Below are 19,891 nucleotides of genomic sequence, written 5' to 3' on the forward strand. Positions count from 1 at the left end.
CTGAAGTCTGCGCAAGCAGAACTTCAGTCTTTTTTATTTTTAAGAACGATATGAACACACTGAAACTGCTTCACACAGCAGACAACATCAGCACATGGGTAGGCAAAGCCTTCGCATGGCTGATCGTGGTGCTGATGGTGATGGTGATGGGCGAAGTTTTCAAGCGCTACGCCTTGAACGCCCCCACCGCTTGGATTTTTGAGGCCAGCAACATGCTGTATGGCACCGCCTTCATGATGTGCGGCGCCTACACACTGAGCCAAGACGGCCACGTCCGTGGCGACTTTTTTTACGGCAGCGCCAAACCCCGCACACAAGCGTCGCTTGATCTGGGTCTCTACATCTTGTTCTTCTTGCCTGGCGTGATCGCCTTGACATGGGCAGGCTGGACCTACGCCGGCGACGCCATCTCAATTCGCGAAATGACCAACAGCGCCGACGCGATTCCCTTGTACCCCTTCAAGGCCATCATTCCGCTGACCGGCTTCATTGTGTTGATGCAAGGCTTGGCTGAAATTGTGCGTTGTGTGGTGTGCCTACAAACCGGCGAATGGCCCGCACGCTTGAAAGATGCCAACGAAATTGACGTGGTCGAGCAACAACTGTCGGCCAGTATTTATGTCGACGAAGACGCCAAACGCGAGGCGATTGAACGCGCGAAAAACATTGACGATGAGGCCCACCAGCGTGGTAGCTCGATGGGAGAGAAAAAATGAGCGATCCAGCACTCGGACTAACGATGCTTTGCCTGATCATCGTGGTGATCATGATGGGCTTTCCAACGGCGTTCACGCTGATGGGTTTGGGCATGGTGTTTGGCTTCACGGCCTTCTACAACCCTGCTGAGCCTTGGTTGGACAACCGCGTTTTTAACCTGATGGTTCAACGCACCTACGGCGCGATGACCAACGACACCTTGCTATCCATCCCGCTGTTCGTGCTAATGGGCTATGTGATGGAACGGGGCGCCTTGGTGGACAAAATGTTCCACAGCGTGCAGCTGGCCTTCCGCCGTTTGCCTGGCTCTTTGGCTGTGGCTACTTTGGTAATTTGCACTTTCTGGGGCATTGCCAGCGGTTTGGTGGGCGCGGTGGTGGTGCTGATGGGTGTCATCGCGATGCGCCCCATGTTGAGCGCGGGCTATGACACGCGCTTGGCTGCAGGCGTGATCACGGCTGGCGGCACCTTGGGCATTTTGATTCCCCCCTCGGTGATGATCATTGTGTACGCCGCTGTGGCAGGCCAATCGGTGGTCAAGTTGTATGCCGCGGCGATGTTCCCTGGCTTTTTCTTGGCTTTCTTGTACTTGGTATATGTCATCGGCTGGGTCTTGATTGACCCGAAGATTGCGCCTAAGTTGCCGGAAGAACAAACCAGAGCGCCTGTGTCGCCTTGGCTGGAAAAACTCGGTGAGCAGTACTCCAAGCGCATGCTGCCAGCCATGGCGAAAGCGGTGCTGATGCCTGGCCGTGCACTGCAAATCAGCGTGCCTGATGTGCGCGTGACCTGGGGTTTGTTGGTGCGTAGCTTCACAATGGCCTTGGCCCCTGTGTTCATCGTCGTGGCCATGTTGGCAACGTCGTGGTGGTATGTGGTGATTTATTCACAAGCCAACGCCAATGCACAAGCGGGCACTGAAGTTGTGCAGATGACCACCGACATCGTGGCTGAAAAAACCACCGATAGCGCTGAGCCAGAAGGTTTAGAAGAAATGGGTGGCGATAAGGTGGCCGATGCCCCTGAAGCCAATAACAACGCCATGTCGTTGGGCGATGAAGTGGTCGAAGCTGACAAAGTCATCGAAGTGCCCGAGGGTTTCTACACCGGGTTCTGGGGCACAGCACTGGTGCTGTTCGGCCTGCTGGTTTTCTACTACAAAGGCTTTGACGCTGAGCAGTTTGAGATCCTGAACTTGCTGGTCAAGTCGGTGATGCCGCTGGGCATCCTGACTGCCGTGGTGTTGGGTGTGATTTTGTTAGGTCTAGCGACTGCGACTGAATCGGCTGCTGTGGGTGCCACGGGCGCCTTCCTCATGGCCTGGTGGTCGGGTTCGCTGAACTTTGACAAGACCAAACAAGCGGTGTTCTTGACAGCCAAAACCACCTCCATGGTGTGCTGGTTGTTTGTGGGCTCGGCCTTGTTCTCTGCCGTGTTTGCCGTCTTGGGTGGCCAGCGCTTGGTGGAACAGTGGGTCATGGCCATGGACCTGACGCCGCTGCAGTTCATGCTGCTGTCGCAAGCTGTCATCTTTGTGCTGGGCTGGCCTTTGGAGTGGACCGAAATCATCGTGATTTTTGTGCCCATCTTCTTGCCATTGCTGACGCACTTCCAAATCGACCCGATCTTGTGGGGCGTGCTGGTGTTTGTGAACTTGCAAGCGGCATTCCTGTCACCGCCTGTGGCGATGTCAGCCTTCTATCTGAAAGGGGTGTCACCGCCGCATGTGACCATCAATCAGATTTTTGCCGGCATGATGCCTTATATGTTCATCGTGATCATTTGTATGGTGCTGATGTACATCTGGCCAGGGCTCACCCTCTGGTTGCCTGACTACCTGTACGGCCCTAAATAAGCCTTGGTTTGACTCAGACAAAGCCGCAGCGCCCTCAAGGCTCTGCGGCTTTTTTATGGTCCGCTTTATTTTTGTATCAGGGCAATTCCTTGTCACATACGCTGCCAAGTTGCTATCATTGACGTTTACGTAAACGTAAACCATCAACTGCGTTTTCACTGCCGTTCTCTCTGCCGTTCTCTCTGCCGTTTTCTCGGAGCCTTCCATGACTGACCTGTCCGCCGAATTCCAAGCCCTTGCCAACTACAAGCCCACGCAAAAAGTGCGCTTCGTGACTGCCGCCAGTTTGTTTGACGGGCACGACGCGGCCATCAATATCATGCGTCGCATCTTGCAGGGCATGGGCGCTGAGGTGATTCACTTGGGCCACAACCGCTCGGTTGACGAAGTGGTGACGGCCGCACTGCAAGAGGACGTGCAAGGCATTGCCATCAGCTCGTATCAAGGCGGCCATGTGGAGTACTTCAAGTACATGGTCGACTTGTTGCGCGCGCGCGGTGGTGAACACATTCAGGTGTTTGGCGGCGGAGGCGGTGTGATCGTGCCGCCCGAAATTCGCGAGCTTCAAGCCTACGGCGTGACCCGCATTTACAGCCCCGAAGACGGCCAGAAGATGGGTCTGCAAGGCATGATTGGCGAGATGATCATGCGCTGCGACAAAGACCTGTCGAGCTTCGCGCCCTCTTCTGTGAAAGACATTCAAGGCCATGACGAAATGGCGTGGCGCAAGTTGGCACAGCTCATCACGGCGTTAGAGAACGAGAAGGCTGACCCTGCCATGGTCGACGCTGTGCGCACAGAATCGGTGAACCACAAAGTGCCGGTGCTGGGCATCACCGGGACCGGCGGTGCGGGCAAGTCGTCGCTCACCGACGAGCTGGTACGCCGCATCCGTTTGGACCAAGGTGATGCGCTACGGATTGCTGTGATTTCGATTGACCCCTCACGCCGCAAGAGCGGTGGCGCGTTGCTGGGCGACCGCATTCGCATGAATGCGATTTCACCGTGGCGCAGCGGCCAGCGCGTGTTCATGCGCTCACTCGCCACACGCGACTTTGGCAGCGAAATCAGCGCGGCATTGCCCGATGTGTTGGCCGCCACCAAGTGCGCAGGCTTTGACTTGATCATTGTGGAAACATCCGGCATTGGCCAAGGCGACGCAGCCATCGTGCCGCATGTGGACGTGCCCATGTATGTGATGACGCCTGAGTTTGGCGCAGCCAGTCAGTTGGAAAAAATCGACATGCTCGACTTTGCCGAGTTTGTGGCCATCAACAAGTTTGACCGCAAAGGCGCCAGCGACGCGCTGCGTGATGTGGCCAAACAAGTGCAGCGCAACCAAGAAGCCTGGCACACGCCCACCGAGCAAATGCCCGTGTTTGGAACCATGGCTGCACGCTTCAACGACGACGGCGTGACGGCGTTGTACCAAGCCCTCAAAGGCCGCCTGAGCGAGTTGGGCTTGAGCTTCAAAGAAGGCCGTTTGCCACTGGTCAACGTGCGCAACAGCAGCAACCAAACACCCATCGTGCCCGCAGCACGCACACGCTATTTGGCCGAAATTACCGACACCGTACGCGGCTACAAAAAGCGTGCACGCACACAAGCCAAACTGGCCCGCGAAATTCAACAACTGCGCGAAGCCGCCCGGATGTTGTCGGAAGGCAAGCCCGGCCGCGCCAAAGCCTCTGAGGCCGCCATCGACTTGGCCTTCAGCCGCGAAGAAAACTTAGGCGCCCCCGAACGCAAGCTCTTGGCCCAATGGCCCGACCTACAAGCCGCCTACGCAGGCGACGAGTACGTGGTGAAAATTCGCGACAAAGAAATTCGCACTGCACTCACCACCAAGTCCCTCAGCGGCACTGTGGTTCGCAAAGTGGCCTTGCCCACCTACGAAGACCACGGCGAAATTTTGAAGTGGCTCATGCTCGACAACGTGCCCGGCAGCTACCCCTACACCGCTGGCACCTTCCCATTTAAGCGTGAAGGCGAAGACCCCACCCGCATGTTTGCGGGCGAAGGCGACCCCTTCCGCACCAACCGCCGCTTCAAGCTGGTGAGCGAAGGCCTGCCCGCCAAACGCTTGTCTACCGCGTTTGACTCGGTCACGCTCTACGGTAACGACCCCGATGTGCGCCCCGATATTTACGGCAAAGTGGGCAACTCTGGCGTGAACGTGGCCACGCTCGACGACATGAAGGTGTTGTACGACGGGTTTGACCTGTGCAACCCGACCACCAGTGTGTCGATGACCATCAACGGTCCTGCGCCCTCGATCTTGGCCATGTTCATGAACACGGCCATTGACCAAAACTTGGACAAGTTCAAGGCCGACAAAGGGCGCGATCCGACCGATGCCGAGGCCGCCGACATCAAAGCCTGGGTCATGCAAAACGTGCGCGGCACGGTGCAAGCCGACATCTTGAAAGAAGACCAAGGGCAGAACACCTGCCTGTTCTCGACCGAGTTCAGCCTGAAGGTGATGGGCGACATCGCGCAGTACTTTGTGCACAACCAAGTGCGCAATTTCTACAGCGTGTCGATCAGCGGTTATCACATTGCCGAAGCGGGGGCCAACCCCATTTCGCAATTGGCGTTCACGTTGTCCAACGGCTTCACCTTTGTGGAAGCCTACTTGGCGCGCGGCATGCACATTGACGACTTCGCGCCCAACCTGAGCTTCTTCTTCAGCAACGGCATGGACCCCGAGTACACCGTGATGGGCCGCGTGGCACGTCGCATTTGGGCGGTGGCGATGAAAGAGAAATACGGCGCGAATGAGCGTTCACAGAAACTGAAATACCACATTCAAACTTCAGGCCGTTCACTGCACGCGCAAGAGATTCAGTTCAACGACATCCGTACCACGCTGCAAGCGCTGATTGCGATTTACGACAACTGCAACAGCCTGCACACCAACGCGTTTGACGAAGCCATCACCACGCCCACCGAAGACTCGGTGCGTCGCGCCATGGCGATTCAGCTCATCATCAACCGCGAGTGGGGCTTGGCCAAAAACGAAAACCCAAGCCAAGGCGCCTTCATCATTGAAGACCTCACCGAGTTGGTGGAAGAGGCTGTGCTGGCCGAGTTCGAGCGCATTGCCGAGCGCGGCGGTGTGTTGGGCGCGATGGAAACCGGCTACCAACGCGGCAAGATTCAAGACGAATCGATGACCTACGAAATGCTCAAGCACACCGGCGAGCTGCCCATCATTGGCGTCAACACTTTCCGCAACCCACACGGCGAGCAAGTGATGGACAAACTGGAACTTGCACGCTCCACTGAAGAAGAAAAGCAAAGCCAGCTGAACCGCTTGCACGACTTCCACGCCCGCCACAAAGACGCGGCGGCTGTGCAAATCAAACGCCTGCAACAAGCGGTGATCGACAACGCTAACGTGTTTGAGGTGTTGATGGATGCGGTGCGTGTGTGTTCACTGGGGCAGATTACCCATGCCTTGTTTGAGGTGGGGGGGCAGTACCGACGCAATATGTAAATTGATTTCTCCTTGTATTTTTAATATGCCATGTTTAATTTGCAAGGATATCGATGTGTCATTGGGCGGCCTTAACATCTCTTCATGAGCATCCGCCCCCCCTTCACCGCCCCCACCCATCACACCGACCCAGACAGCGCCTTGGCCCAAGTGCAAGCGCTGTACCAAACCAGCCTTGACCACTTACGTCACGCCATGCGCGAGTTTGTGGCGGGCATGCACTTTGAGCAACGCGTGAGGGCGTTTTACCCGTTCGTGCGCATCCACACAAAGACAGGTGCGTTGCAAGCGAGCACCGATGGCGGCAGTCTGAGCTACGGCTTTGTGGCCGAGCCTGGCCGCTACGAAACCACACTCACCCGCCCCGATTTATTTGCTGCTTATTACCGTGAGCAATTCCGCCTGCTGCTGCAAAACCACGGCGGCTCCCTCGAAGTGGGCGTCAGCCACCAACCTATTCCTGTGCACTTCTCGTTTGCCGACAACGACCATGTGGAAGGCGAGATGAGCGCCGAGCGCCGACAACTGATGCGCGAGGTGTTTGACCTGCCCGACCTCACCGCCATGGACGACGGCATTGCCAACGGCACCTTCGAAGCGAAAGCGGGTGAGCCACAGCCTTTGTCGCTGTTCACCGCCGCACGCATGGACTACTCGCTACAGCGCCTGCGCCACTACAGCGGCACCAGCCCTGAGCATTTTCAGAACTACGTGTTGTTCACCAACTACCAGTTCTACATCGACGAGTTTGTGCGCTTAGGTCTGGAGACCATGCAAGACCCCCACAGCGAATACATCGCATTTGTGGAGCCCGGCAACGTGGTGACGCGTCGTGTGGGTTTGGCCGCAGAAGCGAATGACGCGCTGGGCAAAGTGCCACCGCGTTTGCCACAAATGCCCGGCTACCACTTGGTGCGCGCCGACCACACGGGCATCACCATGGTCAACATTGGTGTGGGCCCCGCCAACGCCAAAAACATCACCGACCACATTGCCGTACTGCGCCCGCATGCCTGGCTGATGCTGGGCCATTGCGCGGGCTTACGTAACACGCAGCAGCTGGGCGACTACGTGTTGGCCCACGGCTATGTGCGCGAGGACCATGTGCTGGACGAAGAGTTACCGCTGTGGGTGCCCATCCCTGCACTGGCCGAAATTCAAGTCGCGCTCGAGCAAGCGGTGAAGGATGTGACGCAATGCGAGGGCCCAGAACTCAAACGTATCTTGCGCACAGGCACGGTGGCCAGCACCGACAACCGCAATTGGGAGCTGCTGCCCAACAACACCCCGCAACGCCGCTTCAGCCAAAGCCGCGCCGTCGCACTGGACATGGAAAGCGCCACCATTGCTGCGAATGGATTTAGGTTTCGCGTGCCCTACGGCACGCTGCTGTGCGTGAGCGACAAACCGCTGCACGGCGAAATCAAACTACCGGGTATGGCCAACCACTTTTACCGCGAGCGCGTGGACCAGCATTTGCGCATTGGGATGCGAGCGATTGAGCTTTTAAGACAACAAGGGCCTGCGCAACTGCACAGCCGCAAGTTGCGGAGTTTTGCTGAGGTGGCGTTTCAATGATTTCATATTTTTGAAATAAATTCGAAATACTGTTGACATACTCAAACTCCAAGATGGAGGACGTTTCTAACAAACATCTTCACTTGGAGTTTTTTTATGAGTTCACCTAATATTTCTCGACGCGGTCTGCTTCAACTCTTTGGAGCTGCACCGATGCTCCCACTGACTGCCTCGATGGTTGGCACCGGTACATTGCTCTCTGCTTGCGGCAGCACTGACTCTGTTGCAGCAACTGCCGCATTCAAAGACGTATCGTTCAGCCACATGGCAGCGCCAGCGTTAGCAAGCGCGGCGGACATGGCGACCACCAAAGTTGGGTCGACCATGACAGTGAACTATGTTGATGGCACGAAAAAAGATTTCGCGCTGGCATACCAGCCATTTTTCACAACAGGCGATATGGTCTCTGATGGCAATGGCGGAACAGTTTTAGCAGGTGGTTATGTCGACATCTATAACCAGCCGATCATGGACACAACCGGAACGGGTGCAAGCCGACAGTTCTTCTCTGACGCACCAGATGGCACCTCTTTGCTGACAGTGGCCAACGCAAAAGTCGCAGGCGTAAAAGGCAACACCGTTTTTGCAGTCGTGCAATTTGAATACACCACATGGGCCAAAGACGGCACGACAGGCATGTATGGCAAATTGCCATCGCCGATCGCCGTACTCACACTCGACCAAGACAGCAGCACCGGCAAATTGTCATTGGTGAAATATCACAATATCGACACATCCAATGTGCACGGCCTGTGGATCACCTGCGGCGCAAGCATCTCGCCTTGGGGCACACACCTGTCCAGCGAAGAGTACGAACCCAACGCGGTCGCGGTCGCAGCAGGGACCGATGCGCAATTCAAAGCGTTCAGCAAAAACCTGTATGGCAGCGAAACGGCTGCAAACCCCTACCACTACGGCCACATGCCTGAAGTCACGGTCAATGCGGACGGCACAGCAACGATCAAAAAGCACTATTGCATGGGCCGTATTTCACACGAACTGGTTCAAGTCATGCCTGACAACCGTACGGTTTTGATGGGCGATGACGCCACGAACAGTGGCTATTTCGTGTTTGTGGCCGACAAAGAAAAAGACCTGTCTGCTGGCACGTTGTATGTGGCCAAGGTAGGTACAGGTTACAGCCTCGACCCAGCTGCCGCTGCTGCGCCTATGACATGGATCAAACTTGGCTCTGCAACCAGCGCTGAGATTCATCGATTGGCGAGCACACTGACATCTACTCAAATCATGGACGTCAAAACAGCAGATCCAAGTGATGCGACTTACACCAAGATCAATGCCAACGGCAAAACGGAATGGGTCAAGTTGGTAGCCGGGATGGAAAAAGCGGCAGCCTTCTTGGAAACCCATCGCTACGCGTCATTGGTTGGCGCATCAATGGGCTTCTCCAAGATGGAAGGCACAACGGTCAACATCAAAGATAAAGTGGCTTACTCTGCTTTGCAGAATTGCGTCACATCCATGGTCACAGGTAATGCCCTCAATACTGTCGGTAACGGCATTGGAATCCCTGCAGCGCTGAATGCAGGGGCTGTGATGGCATTGTCTTTAAAGGGTGGTATCAAAGATACAGCGGGTGCAAACATTGTGAGCGAGTGGATGCCGGCTGACATCAAAACATTGATCACAGGCAAAGACATCACAGCAGATGCATTGGGCAACACCGCTGACCCAGAAAAAATTGCAAACCCTGACAACTTGAAGTTCTCGGAAAAAATGCGCACGCTGTTCATTGGCGAAGACAGTGGCCAGCATGTGAACAATTTCTTGTGGGCTTATAACGTCGATACAAAAGCGTTGTCACGCATCATGTCGATTCCAGCAGGCGGCGAGTCAACGGGCCTGCATGCGGTGGATGAGTTGAATGGCTGGACCTACATCATGAGCAACTTCCAGCACGCTGGCGATTGGGGCGGCATTCACAGCACTACGCTGCGGACAACGCTTGATCCTCTGCTCAAAGCCAATTACAAAGACAAGTTCGGTGCAGCCGTTGGCTACTTAACGGCATCACCCAGCCAAATGAAGCTCAGCTAAATTTCAGCTGAATTAAGCGGCCCCCATTGGCTCACGCCTTTGGGGGCTTTTTTATATCTAATCACCCATCTTCTCGCCCAGCCTCACCCCCTGCCCTGCATGCCAAGCGGGGTTGAGCGCAATGGTGTTCTTAGGCCACAGCAGCACCACGGTAGAGCCCAACAAAAAGCGCCCCATTTCCTCGCCCTGCTTCAAGCTCAGCTTAGGGTCGTCATAGGTCCACTCGCGCACCTTGCCTGGGCGCGGAGGGTTGACCACGCCGTGCCACGGGGTGGCCATGCTGCCCACGATGGTGGCGCCCACGAGCACCAACACAAATTGCTTGGGCGACACGCTTGCATTGGCAGAAGCGTCGACAGGCATGTCAAACACACACACCACACGCTCATTGCGCGCAAACAAGCCGGGCACGCCACGCGCCGTGGCAGGGTTGACCGAGAACAAATCACCGGGCACATGAATCATCCGGCGCAAACGGCCTGCGCTGGGCATGTGAATGCGGTGGTAGTCCTTGGGGCTGAGGTAAATCGTGGCGAACTCGCCGTCAGAGAACTGCGCGGCCAAGGTGGCGTCGCCGCCCACCAAGGCTTGTGTGCTGTAGCTGTGGCCTTTGGCCTGAAAAATTTGGTCGCCGTTGATGTGCCCCAGTTGGCTGATGGCGCCGTCCACGGGGCACACAAATGCGGCATCGGCCAAGGGGCGTGCGCCGGGCTTGAGGGCGCGGGTGAAGAAGTCGTTGAAACAGGCGTACTGCGTGATGTCGGGTTGCGCGGCCTCGTCCATGTTGACTTGGTACTTGCCCACAAACCACTTGATCAAGGCGTGCGTCCATTTGCCGCCACGCGCACGCGCCACAGCGCCCGCGAATTGCGTGAGCCACTGTTTGGGCATGACGTGTTGCAAGGCGACAAAGGTTTTTTCATTCATTTGGCAATTTTAGGCGGGCACAATCTAGCGCATGAGCACCCCACTTTTTGAATGCCAACATCTGGTCAAACGTTACGGTGACCACACCGTGGTGAACGACGTGTCTTTCAGCATTGCCCCTGGCGAATGTCTGGGCGTGATTGGCCCCAACGGCGCAGGTAAAACCACCACGCTGCGCATGTGTCTGGGCCTCGCCAAACCCGACAGCGGCAGCATTCGCGCCTTTGACTTGTCCATGCCCGAAGATGCACTGGGCATCAAAGCCCGCCTAGGCGTGGTGAGCCAGTTCGACACGCTCGACCCCGACTTCACCTGCGCTGAAAACCTGTTGACGTTTGGCCGCTACTTTGGGCTGAAGAAAGCCACCATTCAAGCGCGCATTCCGCAGCTGCTGGAGTTTGCCGCGCTCTCGCACAAAGCCAACGCCAAACCCGGCGAATTGTCGGGCGGCATGAAGCGCCGCCTCAGCCTGGCGCGTGCGCTCATCAACAACCCCGATTTGCTGCTGCTCGACGAGCCCACCACCGGTCTCGACCCGCAAGCACGCCACCTGATGTGGGAGCGTTTGCAACAACTGCTGCAACAAGGTAAATCAATTTTGCTGACCACCCACTTCATGGACGAGGCCGAGCGCTTGTGCAACCGCCTGCTGGTGCTGGACCATGGCAAAAAAATTGCCGAAGGCACACCCCGTGACTTGATCGCGCAGCACCTGGAGCCCGATGTGGTGGAGGTGTATGGCAACGGCGCCTTGGCCTTGGTAGGCAGCCCCATCGCGGCCTTGGCGCAACGCGTGGAGACAAGTGGCGAAACCGTGTTTTTCTACACCCAAGATGCCGCGCAAGTGCTGCAAGCACTCAACGCCCACGCCGGCCTACGTACGCTGCACCGCCCCGCCAACCTAGAAGATTTGTTTTTAAAAATGACCGGACGCCAAATCCGCGAAGAGGGCTAAACCATGTATTTCCGTTTCTGGCCCGTCTTCTTGCGCAACCTCTTGGTGTGGCGCAAGCTCGCCCTCCCTAGTTTGGTCGCCAACATCGCCGAACCTTTGATGTGGCTGGTGGCGTTTGGCTACGGCATGGGCGCCTTGATCGGCGAAGTCACTTTGGACGGCGAGAAGGTGCCTTACATCTTGTTTTTAGCCAGTGGTTCCATTTGCATGAGCGCCATGAACGCCGCCACGTTTGAAGCGCTGTACTCCGCTTTTTCACGCATGCATGTGCAAAAAACATGGGACGGCATCTTGAACGCCCCCATGCGTTTGAACGATGTGCTGCTGGCCGAAATGCTGTGGGCGGCGTTCAAAGCGCTGTTCACCATCACCGCCATCTTGGCTGTGATGGTGGCGCTGGGCATCACACACAGCTGGAAGTTGCTGGCCGCTTGGCCCATTCTGCTGTTTGTCGGCATCACCTTCAGTTGCATTGCGCTCATCTTCAATGCACTGGCCAAGGGCTACGATTTCTTCTCTTACTATTTCACACTGTTTCTCACGCCCATGATGTTTTTGAGCGGTGTGTTCTTTCCCCGCGATCAGCTGCCAAGCGTCGTGCGCGACATCTCTGAATGGCTGCCGTTGACGCAAGCGATTGCCTTGATTCGGCCTTTGTTCATGGACCAATGGCCCACGGATGTGGCGCTGCATTTGGGTGTGTTGGCTTTGTACACGGTGGTGGCTTGGAAAATCGCGTTGCACCTGACGAAGAAGCGCTTCAAGGCCTGAAGTCATACACATCACCCGCTAACATCGTTCTTTTGATTCAACCAGCTAAGGGAGTTTTCCAATGAGCATTCAAACCGTAGGCATCATCGGTGCCGGCACCATGGGCAACGGCATCGCACAAGCGTGTGCCGTATCAGGCGTGAACGTGGTGATGGTGGACATTTCGGAGGCGGCTGTCGCCAAAGGCGTGGCCACCATTTCGAGCAGTTTGGACCGCTTGATCAAAAAAGAAAAAATCACCGAAGACGACAAAGCTGCAGCGCTGGCTCGCGTCAAAGTCAGCACCAGCTACGACGACCTCAAAGACACGCAATTGGTCATCGAAGCCGCCACCGAAAATTTTGAGCTCAAGGTCAAAATCTTGAAGCAAGTGGATGCCTTGCTCGATGCCAGCGTGTTGATTGCGTCGAACACCTCGTCCATTTCCATTACCAAACTCGCCGCAGTCACCACACGTGCCGACCGTTTCATTGGCATGCATTTTTTCAACCCCGTGCCCATGATGGCGCTGGTTGAAATCATCCGTGGTTTGCAAACCTCAGACGCCACGCACGCCGCCGTGCATGAGTTGTCCACCCGCCTGGGCAAGACCCCCATCACGGTGAAGAACGCCCCAGGTTTTGTGGTGAACCGCATCTTGGTGCCCATGATCAACGAAGCCTTCTTTGTGTTGGCAGAAGGCCTCGCCACCGCCAAAGACATCGATGCCGGCATGGTGCTCGGCTGCAACCAACCCATTGGTCCCCTGGCCTTGGCCGACATGATTGGCTTGGACGTGTGCTTGGCGGTGATGGAGGTTTACCTCAACGAGTACGGCGACAGCAAATACCGCCCTTGCCCGTTGCTGAAAGAAATGGTGGCCGCCGGTCAATTGGGCCGCAAAACGGGCCGTGGCGTTTACGTTTATTGAGCCTCACTGTTCACGCTCAGCCGTACACCTAGCGCCATGAAACTGGCCTTGCTTTCTGATGTGCACAGCAACTTGCATGCGTTAGAAGCGTGCTTGTTGCATGCACAAACGCAAGGGGCCGACCGCATCGCGGTGCTCGGCGACTTGGTGGGCTACGGTGCCTATCCGTCGCAAGTGGTGGCGCGCTGCCAGGCGCTTCAAGCGCAAGGCGCCATCGTGCTGCGGGGCAACCATGAAGAGTTAGTGCAAAGACACGCGGGCATGACACCTGGGTCAGACCTCTCAAAAGATCAAACACTGGGCAGCCAAACATCGGCGTGGACACACGACCAACTCACCCCCGCCCAGCGCTTTTGGCTAGAAGTCTTGCCTCTCACGGCACACCTTGAGCAATGCTTGCTGGTGCATGCCAGCGCCGATGCGCCTGAGAAATGGCGCTACATCACCGACGAACGTCTTGCCGCCTTGAGCTTGGATGCCGCGTGCGCCAACCCCGAAGTGCGCTATGTGTTTGGCGGTCATGTGCACCACCCGTCGCTGTATTACCGTGGCACGGGACGCCAGTTGATGGCCTTCAAACCCACAGCAGGCGTGGCCATTCCCGTGGCATCTCACCGCCGCTGGATCGCTACGGTCGGCTCGGTGGGCCAACCGCGCGATGGCAACCCTCGCGCCATGTATGCCTTGTTTGACGATAACGCTGGCCAACTCACCTTTCACCGGGTGGCTTACGACCACATGGCTGCGGCACGCGCCGTACGCGAAGCCGGCTTACCGGAGTTTTGCGCACGCCGACTGGAGACGGGGCAATGAAGCGTCTAGAGCCTGGCACCCTGCTTGACGGCTTTCGTGTCGGCGCCTGTCTGCACGCTGGCGGCATGGCCCACATTTACGACGTGACTTACGCTGACGATCGGCCCGCGCCGTTTGCGATGGTCATGAAGGTGCCACGCATGACAGCGGGTGACGGTGCCGAAAACATTGTGAGCTTCGAAGTTGAGCATCAAATCTTGCAAGTGTTGCAAGGCCCCCATGTGCCTCGGTTTGTGGCGGCAGGCGACTTGGTGAATTTGCCTTATTTGGTGATGGCGCATGTGCCAGGCCAAACCTTGCAACAGCTGCTCGATCAATTCAGCGCACAGCACACACGCCCTAGCGCCGCAGAGATTGCCCACATTGGCGCAGCCATCTCCCGCGCGATACACAGCTTGCACCAGCAAAACGTTTGCCACCTGGACATCAAACCCGCCAACGTGTTGATACAGCCCGATGGTCATGCGGTGCTGCTCGACTTTGGGTTGTCTTGCCACGCGCATTACCCCGACTTGCTCGCCGAAGAGCTGCGCAAAGCCGTCGGCTCACCCGCATGGATTGCGCCCGAGCAAGTGGTGGGCGTTCGAGGTGATCCGCGTAGTGACATCTTTGCGCTGGGCGTGGTGCTGTACGAGTTGGCCACCGGCGAGTTGCCCTTTGGAAACCCGCAAACGGATGCCGGTATGCGTCAGCGTTTGTGGATGGACCCTCAGCCGCCACGTCAGCATCGCACCGACTTGCCTGAATGGCTGCAAGAGGTGGTGCTGCGCTGTCTTGAGCCCGAAGCTGCCAAGCGCTACCCCTCGGCCGCTCATCTGGCGTTTGACTTGGAACACCCCTCAGACATTCACATCACGGCGCGCGGCAAGCAACTGCAAGGCACGTCTTTTTGGACGCACCTCAAACGCTGGCTCAAAGCAGCGGGCATGCACTACCAACCCAGCGCCATGCCCACGCAGCAAATTGACGAGGTGCCCATCGTGATGGTGGCTGTGCCACACCATGAAGCGAGTGACGCCAGCCTGTTCGCGTTGCGCCAAGCCGTAGCCCGTGTTTTAAAAAATAGACCCGGCGCGCGCTTGACCGTGGTGACCGTGATTGCAAGCAGCCAAACCAGCGCCACGGACAGTGCACACAGTGAAACCTCCGTCCACCGCTTGCACCTGCACCAGCTGCACCAATGGGCGCAACCGCTGGACATCGAGGACCACCCCACGTCGTTTCATGTGCTGGAGGCAGATGATGTGGCGCATGCCCTGCTGCGCTATGCCGAGGGCAACCACGTGAGCATGTTGGTGATGGGTGCAGCCACGCACGGGTTACCCATGCAACGATGGGTAACGACTGTGCCCATCAAGGTGGCCATGGCGGCCCCTTGCACCGTGATGTTGGTGAAACAGGCCTTGCCTTTTGAGAGGCTTTGAGCACCTGCTTCAACCTTGCGTCAATCAAACTCGGGTCAGTCGACCTTGGCGCCCGACATCTTCACCACTTGCGCCCACTTCTTGTGCTCGGCGTCAATGAACTTGGCGAAATCAGCCGGTGTGTTACCACCAGGAATAGCACCTTGCGCCAGCAGTTTTTCTTTGATCGCTGGTGAGTTCAAGGCCTTCGCCACTTCTTGCTGAATACGCACGACCACCTCAGGTGACGTACCTGCAGGTGCCAACAAACCAAACCATGAACTGGCATCAAAGCCCTTCATGCTCGGGCCGCCCGCCTCCTCTACCGTGGGCACGTCAGGCACAGCCGCGGAACGCTGGATGCTGGTGACGGCCAGGGCTTTGAGCTTGCCTGATTTGATGTGCGGAATGGACGAGGGCAGGTTGTCGTACATCACGTCCATGGAGCCGCCCAACAGGTCGAGCAACGCGGGGCCTGAACCCTTGTAAGGGAAATGAACCATGAAGATGCCGCTCATGCTCTTGAACAACTCACCCGACAAGTGAATGGAAGTGCCGTTGCCGCTGGACGCCATGTTGAGTTTGGCCGGGTTGGCTTTGGCATACGCGATGAAGTCGGCCATGTTGTTGATGTTGCGCGACTTGGCCACCTCGGCGTTGACCACCATCACGTTGGGCACACCCGCCACCACGGTGATGGGGGCGAAGTCTTTGAAAGGGTCATAGGGCAGCTTGCTGTACAGCGCGCGGTTGATGCCATGTGTGCCCACCGTGCCCATGAGCAAGGTGTAGCCATCGTTGGCGGATTTGGCCACTTGTTCAGCACCAAGGTTGCCGCCTGCGCCGGCCTTGTTCTCCACAAAGAAGGTTTGACCAAACGCTTTGGTTAACTCTGGCGCCATGGCGCGCGCCAAGATGTCGGTGGTACCGCCTGGGGCAAAAGGCACCACGATGCGCACTGGCTTGGCAGGCCAGGCTTGAGCTTGAGCGTGCGCATGCAAACCCGTGAATGCGGCCCCAGCCAACACAGCGGCTTGAAGGCTCAATTGCAATAAATTTCGACGTAACAACATGCGATCTCCTGAATAAATTTTCTTGCATGATGATGCCACCAAGCAGGTAAATTTACGGTCACCTAAGTGAAAAAACCCTATGAATACACGTAAAAAAGCCACCCCCAAGGGGTGGCTTTTGACAACGTGGATCGGATGCGTTGTCGATCAGTCGGCGTAAACGCCAGCGGCCTGAATGATCGGGCCCCACTTGGCGATTTCAGACGCCACAAACTTCTTGTGCTCAGCGCCATCCACGCGCTTGTCGGCGACGATGACGGCACCCAAGGCTTCTTGCTTCTTGATGAACTCGGGGTCTTTCAGCGCAGCCTTCAAAGCAGCATTGATTTTGGTGACCGCGTCAGCCGGCGTGCCCTTGGGGGCGTACAAACCGTGCCAAATGGTGACTTCAAAACCTTTGATGCCAGCCTCTTGCATGGTGGGCAAGTGCTTCAAAGCGGGTGTGGTCAAGCGCTTGGCCGTGGTCACAGCAAAGGCCTTGACGGTTTTGCCTTCGATTTGGCTGGTGGTGTTGGTGCTTTGGTCGCACAACAAATCAATCTGGCCACCCATCAAGTCGTTCATGGCAGGTGCTGTGCCTTTGTAGGGCACCGTGGTCATGTCGGTCTTGATGGCGCTTTGAAACAACAGGCCGCACAAGTGAGAGGCAGCGCCTAAACCGGCGTTACCCAAATTGACCTTGCCTTTGTTTTGCTCAATCCAAACGGCCAATTCTTTGTAAGTGGTGGCAGGCAAAGTGGGACGGCCGATCAAGGTCATGGGCACTTCGTTGACCATGCCCAAGTACTCGAAATCTTCGGTGGTGTTGTAAGGCATCTTGCGGTACAGCGCCGGCGATGTGGCCATGCCGATGTGGTGCAACAACACCGTGTGACCATCTTGCGGCGCCTTGGCCACTTTGTTAGCGCCGATCGTGCCACCAGCACCTGCCACGTTTTCAACCACGACGTTCGCGCCCAAAGGCTTGCGCATGGCTTCTGCCAAATCACGCGCCACGCGGTCGGTGGGGCCACCGGCCGTGAACGGCACCACGATGGTGATGGGCTTGTCTTTGATCGGGAAATCGGCAGCGTTCGCGCCAGTCAATGCGGCGACGGCCAGCACGCTCAAAGTGAACAGTTGTTTCATGGAAGCCTCTTGTAAATAAACCTCCATACTAAAGCTCTATTGACAGCTTTAGCATTTCGGATACTACGTAGGCTCTATTGATAAGTGCGCGCGTCTTCAATGACCTTGCCATCGTTGGGCAAGCTGCCTAAGGCCACCAAAGAAACGTCGGCGCGGAGCTTGGTGATGTCGCGCACGGCATCACTGATTTTTTGCACCAAACCCTCTGCGTCTGGGGCTTCCACTTTGAGGCTCATTTGGTCGTTGGCCATCTCGCCAGTGACCACCAAACGTGCACGCGTGATTTCGGGGAACCGCTTGACCACCTCAGCGACTTGGCCGGGGTGCACAAACATGCCGCGCACTTTGGTGGTTTGGTCGGCACGCCCCATCCAGCCTTTGATACGTACATTGGTGCGGCCTGTCGGGCATGGGCCTGGCAGCACGGCAGACAAGTCGCCTGTGCCAAATCGGATGAGTGGGTAATCGGGGTTGAGGGTTGTCACCACCAACTCGCCCACTTCGCCCTCAGGCACGGGGTCGCCGGTGCCGGGGCGCACGATCTCCACAATCACGCCCTCGTCCAACACCAAGCCTTCGCGGGCCTCGGTTTCGTAGGCAATCAGGCCAAGGTCTGCGGTGGCGTAGCACTGGTAGCCGGCAATGCCGCGCTCGGCCAGCCAATGGCGCAAGCTGGGTGGAAAGGCTTCGCCAGACACCAAGGCTTTGGTGACGCTGGGCAACTTGACGCCCATCTCAGCCGCTTTTTCAACAATGATTTTTAAGAAACTGGGCGTGCCAATATAGCCCGCAGGCTGCAACTCGGCCATCGCGCCCACTTGCTGCTCGGTTTGGCCTGTACCGCCCGCAAACACGGTGCAGCCGATGGCGTGTGCGCCAGTTTCCATCATCGAGCCCGCAGGGGTGAAGTGGTAACTGAAGCAGTTGTGAATCAACTCATTCGGGCGAAACCCTGCCGCATAAATGGCACGGGCCATGCGCCAATAGTCTGCGCGGGCGCCTTCGGGCTCGTAAATGGTGCCGGGGCTTGCAAACACGCGCGGCATGGCTTTGCCAAAACCAATGGCAGCAAAGCCCCCAAACACGTTGGTGGCGCGTTGCGCCTGCTGCTGCGCCAGCAATTCGTATTTACGAATGACAGGAAGTTGGGCCAGCGCTTCGCGGCTGTGGATGCTGGCGGCATCCACACCGGCCAAAGAGGCTGTGAAAGCCGGTGAATTTTTTTGTGCGTGAGCCACTTGCGCTGGCAAGGCGGCCATCAAGGCGGCTTCGCGCTCAGCAGGGTTGCGGGTTTCGAGGGCGTCGTAGTGAGAAGAAGTGGTCATAACTTGCAGTCAAGAGGTGAAAGGTTATGCCAACCAACGCTTGCGGCGCTTGTAGCTCTTGGCGTCTTTGAAACTTTTGCGCTCGCCGCCGCCCATGCCCAAGTAGAACTCTTTGACGTCTTCGTTGTTCGCCAAATCAGACGCCGCGCCGTCCATGACGATGCGGCCTGACTCCATGATGTAGCCGTAGTCGGCGTACTTCAGGGCCATGTTGGTGTTTTGCTCAGCCAACAAGAACGTGACTTTTTCTTTATCGTTCAAGTCTTTGACGATGTTGAACACCTCTTCCACGATTTGCGGGGCCAAGCCCATGGAGGGCTCATCCAGCAGCACCATGTTGGGGTTGGCCATGAGGGCGCGGCCAATGGCGCACATTTGCTGCTCGCCACCCGAGGTGTAAGCGGCTTGGGAAGTGCGGCGTGTTTTCAAGCGTGGAAAGTAGTTGTAAACCTTCTCCAAATTGGCCTCGATCTCGCCCTTGCTGGTGCGCGTGTAGCTGCCCGTGAGCAAGTTTTCTTCGATGGTTAAGTGGGCGAAGCAGTGGCGCCCTTCCATGACTTGCACCACGCCGCGTTTGACCAAATCGGCAGGGGTGAGGTTTTCGATACGCTCACCGCGCAGATCAATGCTGCCCTTGGTGACTGCGCCGCGCTCGCCTTGCAGCAAGTTGGAAATGGCACGCAAGGTGGTTGTTTTGCCAGCGCCGTTGCCGCCGAGCAAAGCAACAATGCCGCCCTCAGGGACTTGTAACGAGACGCCTTTTAAGACCAAGATGACATGGTTGTAAATGACCTCAATGCCGTTGACATTAAGAACGATGTTGTTGGCGCTCATAACTTACCTTGCTAAAAAACGTTGTTGGACTGGACCAAACCTCAA

Annotated in this window: 15 protein-coding genes; 10 read left to right on the forward strand and 5 right to left on the reverse strand. The window is 56.9% G+C overall.

Annotated elements, in window-relative coordinates; all coding sequences use genetic code 11:
- Nucleotides 1-50 precede the first annotated feature (50 nt).
- The 5 genes from B9Z42_RS12710 (at nt 51) to B9Z42_RS12730 (ending at nt 9,707) form a co-directional block, all read left to right on the forward strand.
- Complete coding sequence (locus B9Z42_RS12710; protein WP_100133779.1) at nt 51-716, forward strand: TRAP transporter small permease subunit; 666 nt, start codon at nt 51-53, stop codon at nt 714-716.
- Entirely contained in the window at nt 713-2,572 is a 1,860-nt protein-coding gene (locus B9Z42_RS12715; protein WP_100133780.1) for a TRAP transporter large permease subunit, read from the forward strand. Before B9Z42_RS12710 ends, B9Z42_RS12715 begins: the two co-directional genes overlap by 4 nt.
- A gap of 205 nt (nt 2,573-2,777) precedes the next feature.
- Complete coding sequence (icmF, locus tag B9Z42_RS12720; protein ID WP_100133781.1) at nt 2,778-6,071, forward strand: fused isobutyryl-CoA mutase/GTPase IcmF; 3,294 nt, start codon at nt 2,778-2,780, stop codon at nt 6,069-6,071.
- 84 nt (nt 6,072-6,155) lie between these two features.
- Nucleotides 6,156-7,649 carry an AMP nucleosidase gene (locus B9Z42_RS12725; protein WP_100133782.1) on the forward strand — a complete coding sequence of 498 codons (1,494 nt, stop codon included), beginning with the start codon at nt 6,156-6,158 and terminating at the stop codon, nt 7,647-7,649.
- Between the two features lie 96 nt (nt 7,650-7,745).
- Entirely contained in the window at nt 7,746-9,707 is a 1,962-nt protein-coding gene (locus B9Z42_RS12730) for a PhoX family phosphatase (RefSeq protein WP_100133783.1), read from the forward strand.
- A 57-nt stretch (nt 9,708-9,764) separates the two neighbouring features.
- Here the strand turns inward: B9Z42_RS12730 and asd are convergent, their stop codons facing one another.
- Nucleotides 9,765-10,634: an archaetidylserine decarboxylase gene (asd, locus tag B9Z42_RS12735; protein WP_100133784.1), complete on the reverse strand. Its 870-nt coding sequence runs from the start codon at nt 10,632-10,634 to the stop codon at nt 9,765-9,767.
- 31 nt (nt 10,635-10,665) lie between these two features.
- Here asd and B9Z42_RS12740 point away from each other — a divergent pair, with 31 nt between their 5' ends.
- From B9Z42_RS12740 to B9Z42_RS12760, 5 genes are all read left to right on the forward strand, one after another.
- The gene (locus B9Z42_RS12740) at nt 10,666-11,589 is read left to right on the forward strand and encodes an ATP-binding cassette domain-containing protein (protein ID WP_100133785.1); all 924 of its coding nucleotides are present in this window, start codon (nt 10,666-10,668) and stop codon (nt 11,587-11,589) included.
- Between the two features lie 3 nt (nt 11,590-11,592).
- Nucleotides 11,593-12,360: an ABC transporter permease gene (locus B9Z42_RS12745; RefSeq protein ID WP_100133786.1), complete on the forward strand. Its 768-nt coding sequence runs from the start codon at nt 11,593-11,595 to the stop codon at nt 12,358-12,360.
- A gap of 61 nt (nt 12,361-12,421) precedes the next feature.
- Complete coding sequence (locus tag B9Z42_RS12750; protein ID WP_100133787.1) at nt 12,422-13,270, forward strand: 3-hydroxybutyryl-CoA dehydrogenase; 849 nt, start codon at nt 12,422-12,424, stop codon at nt 13,268-13,270.
- A 36-nt stretch (nt 13,271-13,306) separates the two neighbouring features.
- Nucleotides 13,307-14,083 (forward strand): metallophosphoesterase, encoded by a 777-nt coding sequence (locus B9Z42_RS12755; RefSeq protein WP_100133788.1) that lies wholly within the window; start codon nt 13,307-13,309, stop codon nt 14,081-14,083.
- Nucleotides 14,080-15,507, forward strand: a complete 1,428-nt coding sequence (locus B9Z42_RS12760; protein WP_100133789.1) for a bifunctional serine/threonine-protein kinase/universal stress protein — start codon at nt 14,080-14,082, stop codon at nt 15,505-15,507. Before B9Z42_RS12755 ends, B9Z42_RS12760 begins: the two co-directional genes overlap by 4 nt.
- Nucleotides 15,508-15,542: 35 nt before the next feature.
- Here B9Z42_RS12760 and B9Z42_RS12765 read toward each other — a convergent pair whose 3' ends face one another.
- The 4 genes from B9Z42_RS12765 to B9Z42_RS12780 form a co-directional block, all read right to left on the reverse strand.
- On the reverse strand, nt 15,543-16,559 hold the full coding sequence (locus B9Z42_RS12765; protein ID WP_100133790.1) for a tripartite tricarboxylate transporter substrate binding protein: 1,017 nt from the start codon (nt 16,557-16,559) through the stop codon (nt 15,543-15,545).
- Nucleotides 16,560-16,706: 147 nt separating this feature from the next.
- Nucleotides 16,707-17,687, reverse strand: a complete 981-nt coding sequence (locus tag B9Z42_RS12770; protein WP_100133791.1) for a tripartite tricarboxylate transporter substrate-binding protein — start codon at nt 17,685-17,687, stop codon at nt 16,707-16,709.
- Between the two features lie 74 nt (nt 17,688-17,761).
- A complete protein-coding gene (locus tag B9Z42_RS12775) occupies nt 17,762-19,012 on the reverse strand; it encodes a phenylacetate--CoA ligase family protein (RefSeq protein ID WP_100133792.1) in 1,251 nt (416 codons plus the stop codon).
- Between the two features lie 24 nt (nt 19,013-19,036).
- Nucleotides 19,037-19,846, reverse strand: a complete 810-nt coding sequence (locus B9Z42_RS12780; protein WP_100133793.1) for an ABC transporter ATP-binding protein — start codon at nt 19,844-19,846, stop codon at nt 19,037-19,039.
- Nucleotides 19,847-19,891: the final 45 nt, after the last annotated feature.

It is taken from the genome of Limnohabitans sp. B9-3 (genome assembly GCF_002778325.1).
Classification (GTDB): Bacteria; Pseudomonadota; Gammaproteobacteria; order Burkholderiales; family Burkholderiaceae_C; genus Limnohabitans; species Limnohabitans kasalickyi.

Excerpts from the sequence above, each read along its gene's own strand:
- B9Z42_RS12770 (WP_100133791.1), bottom strand. The coding sequence starts at position 17,687 with ATGAAACAACTGTTCACTTTGAGCGTGCTGGCCGTCGCCGCATTGACT.
- B9Z42_RS12715 (WP_100133780.1), top strand. The coding sequence starts at position 713 with ATGAGCGATCCAGCACTCGGACTAACGATGCTTTGCCTGATCATCGTG.
- B9Z42_RS12755 (WP_100133788.1), top strand. The coding sequence starts at position 13,307 with ATGAAACTGGCCTTGCTTTCTGATGTGCACAGCAACTTGCATGCGTTA.
- B9Z42_RS12725 (WP_100133782.1), top strand. The coding sequence starts at position 6,156 with ATGAGCATCCGCCCCCCCTTCACCGCCCCCACCCATCACACCGACCCA.
- B9Z42_RS12730 (WP_100133783.1), top strand. The coding sequence starts at position 7,746 with ATGAGTTCACCTAATATTTCTCGACGCGGTCTGCTTCAACTCTTTGGA.
- B9Z42_RS12710 (WP_100133779.1), top strand. The coding sequence starts at position 51 with ATGAACACACTGAAACTGCTTCACACAGCAGACAACATCAGCACATGG.
- B9Z42_RS12750 (WP_100133787.1), top strand. The coding sequence starts at position 12,422 with ATGAGCATTCAAACCGTAGGCATCATCGGTGCCGGCACCATGGGCAAC.
- asd (WP_100133784.1), bottom strand. The coding sequence starts at position 10,634 with ATGAATGAAAAAACCTTTGTCGCCTTGCAACACGTCATGCCCAAACAG.
- B9Z42_RS12775 (WP_100133792.1), bottom strand. The coding sequence starts at position 19,012 with ATGACCACTTCTTCTCACTACGACGCCCTCGAAACCCGCAACCCTGCT.
- B9Z42_RS12780 (WP_100133793.1), bottom strand. The coding sequence starts at position 19,846 with ATGAGCGCCAACAACATCGTTCTTAATGTCAACGGCATTGAGGTCATT.
- B9Z42_RS12765 (WP_100133790.1), bottom strand. The coding sequence starts at position 16,559 with ATGTTGTTACGTCGAAATTTATTGCAATTGAGCCTTCAAGCCGCTGTG.
- B9Z42_RS12740 (WP_100133785.1), top strand. The coding sequence starts at position 10,666 with ATGAGCACCCCACTTTTTGAATGCCAACATCTGGTCAAACGTTACGGT.
- icmF (WP_100133781.1), top strand. The coding sequence starts at position 2,778 with ATGACTGACCTGTCCGCCGAATTCCAAGCCCTTGCCAACTACAAGCCC.
- B9Z42_RS12760 (WP_100133789.1), top strand. The coding sequence starts at position 14,080 with ATGAAGCGTCTAGAGCCTGGCACCCTGCTTGACGGCTTTCGTGTCGGC.
- B9Z42_RS12745 (WP_100133786.1), top strand. The coding sequence starts at position 11,593 with ATGTATTTCCGTTTCTGGCCCGTCTTCTTGCGCAACCTCTTGGTGTGG.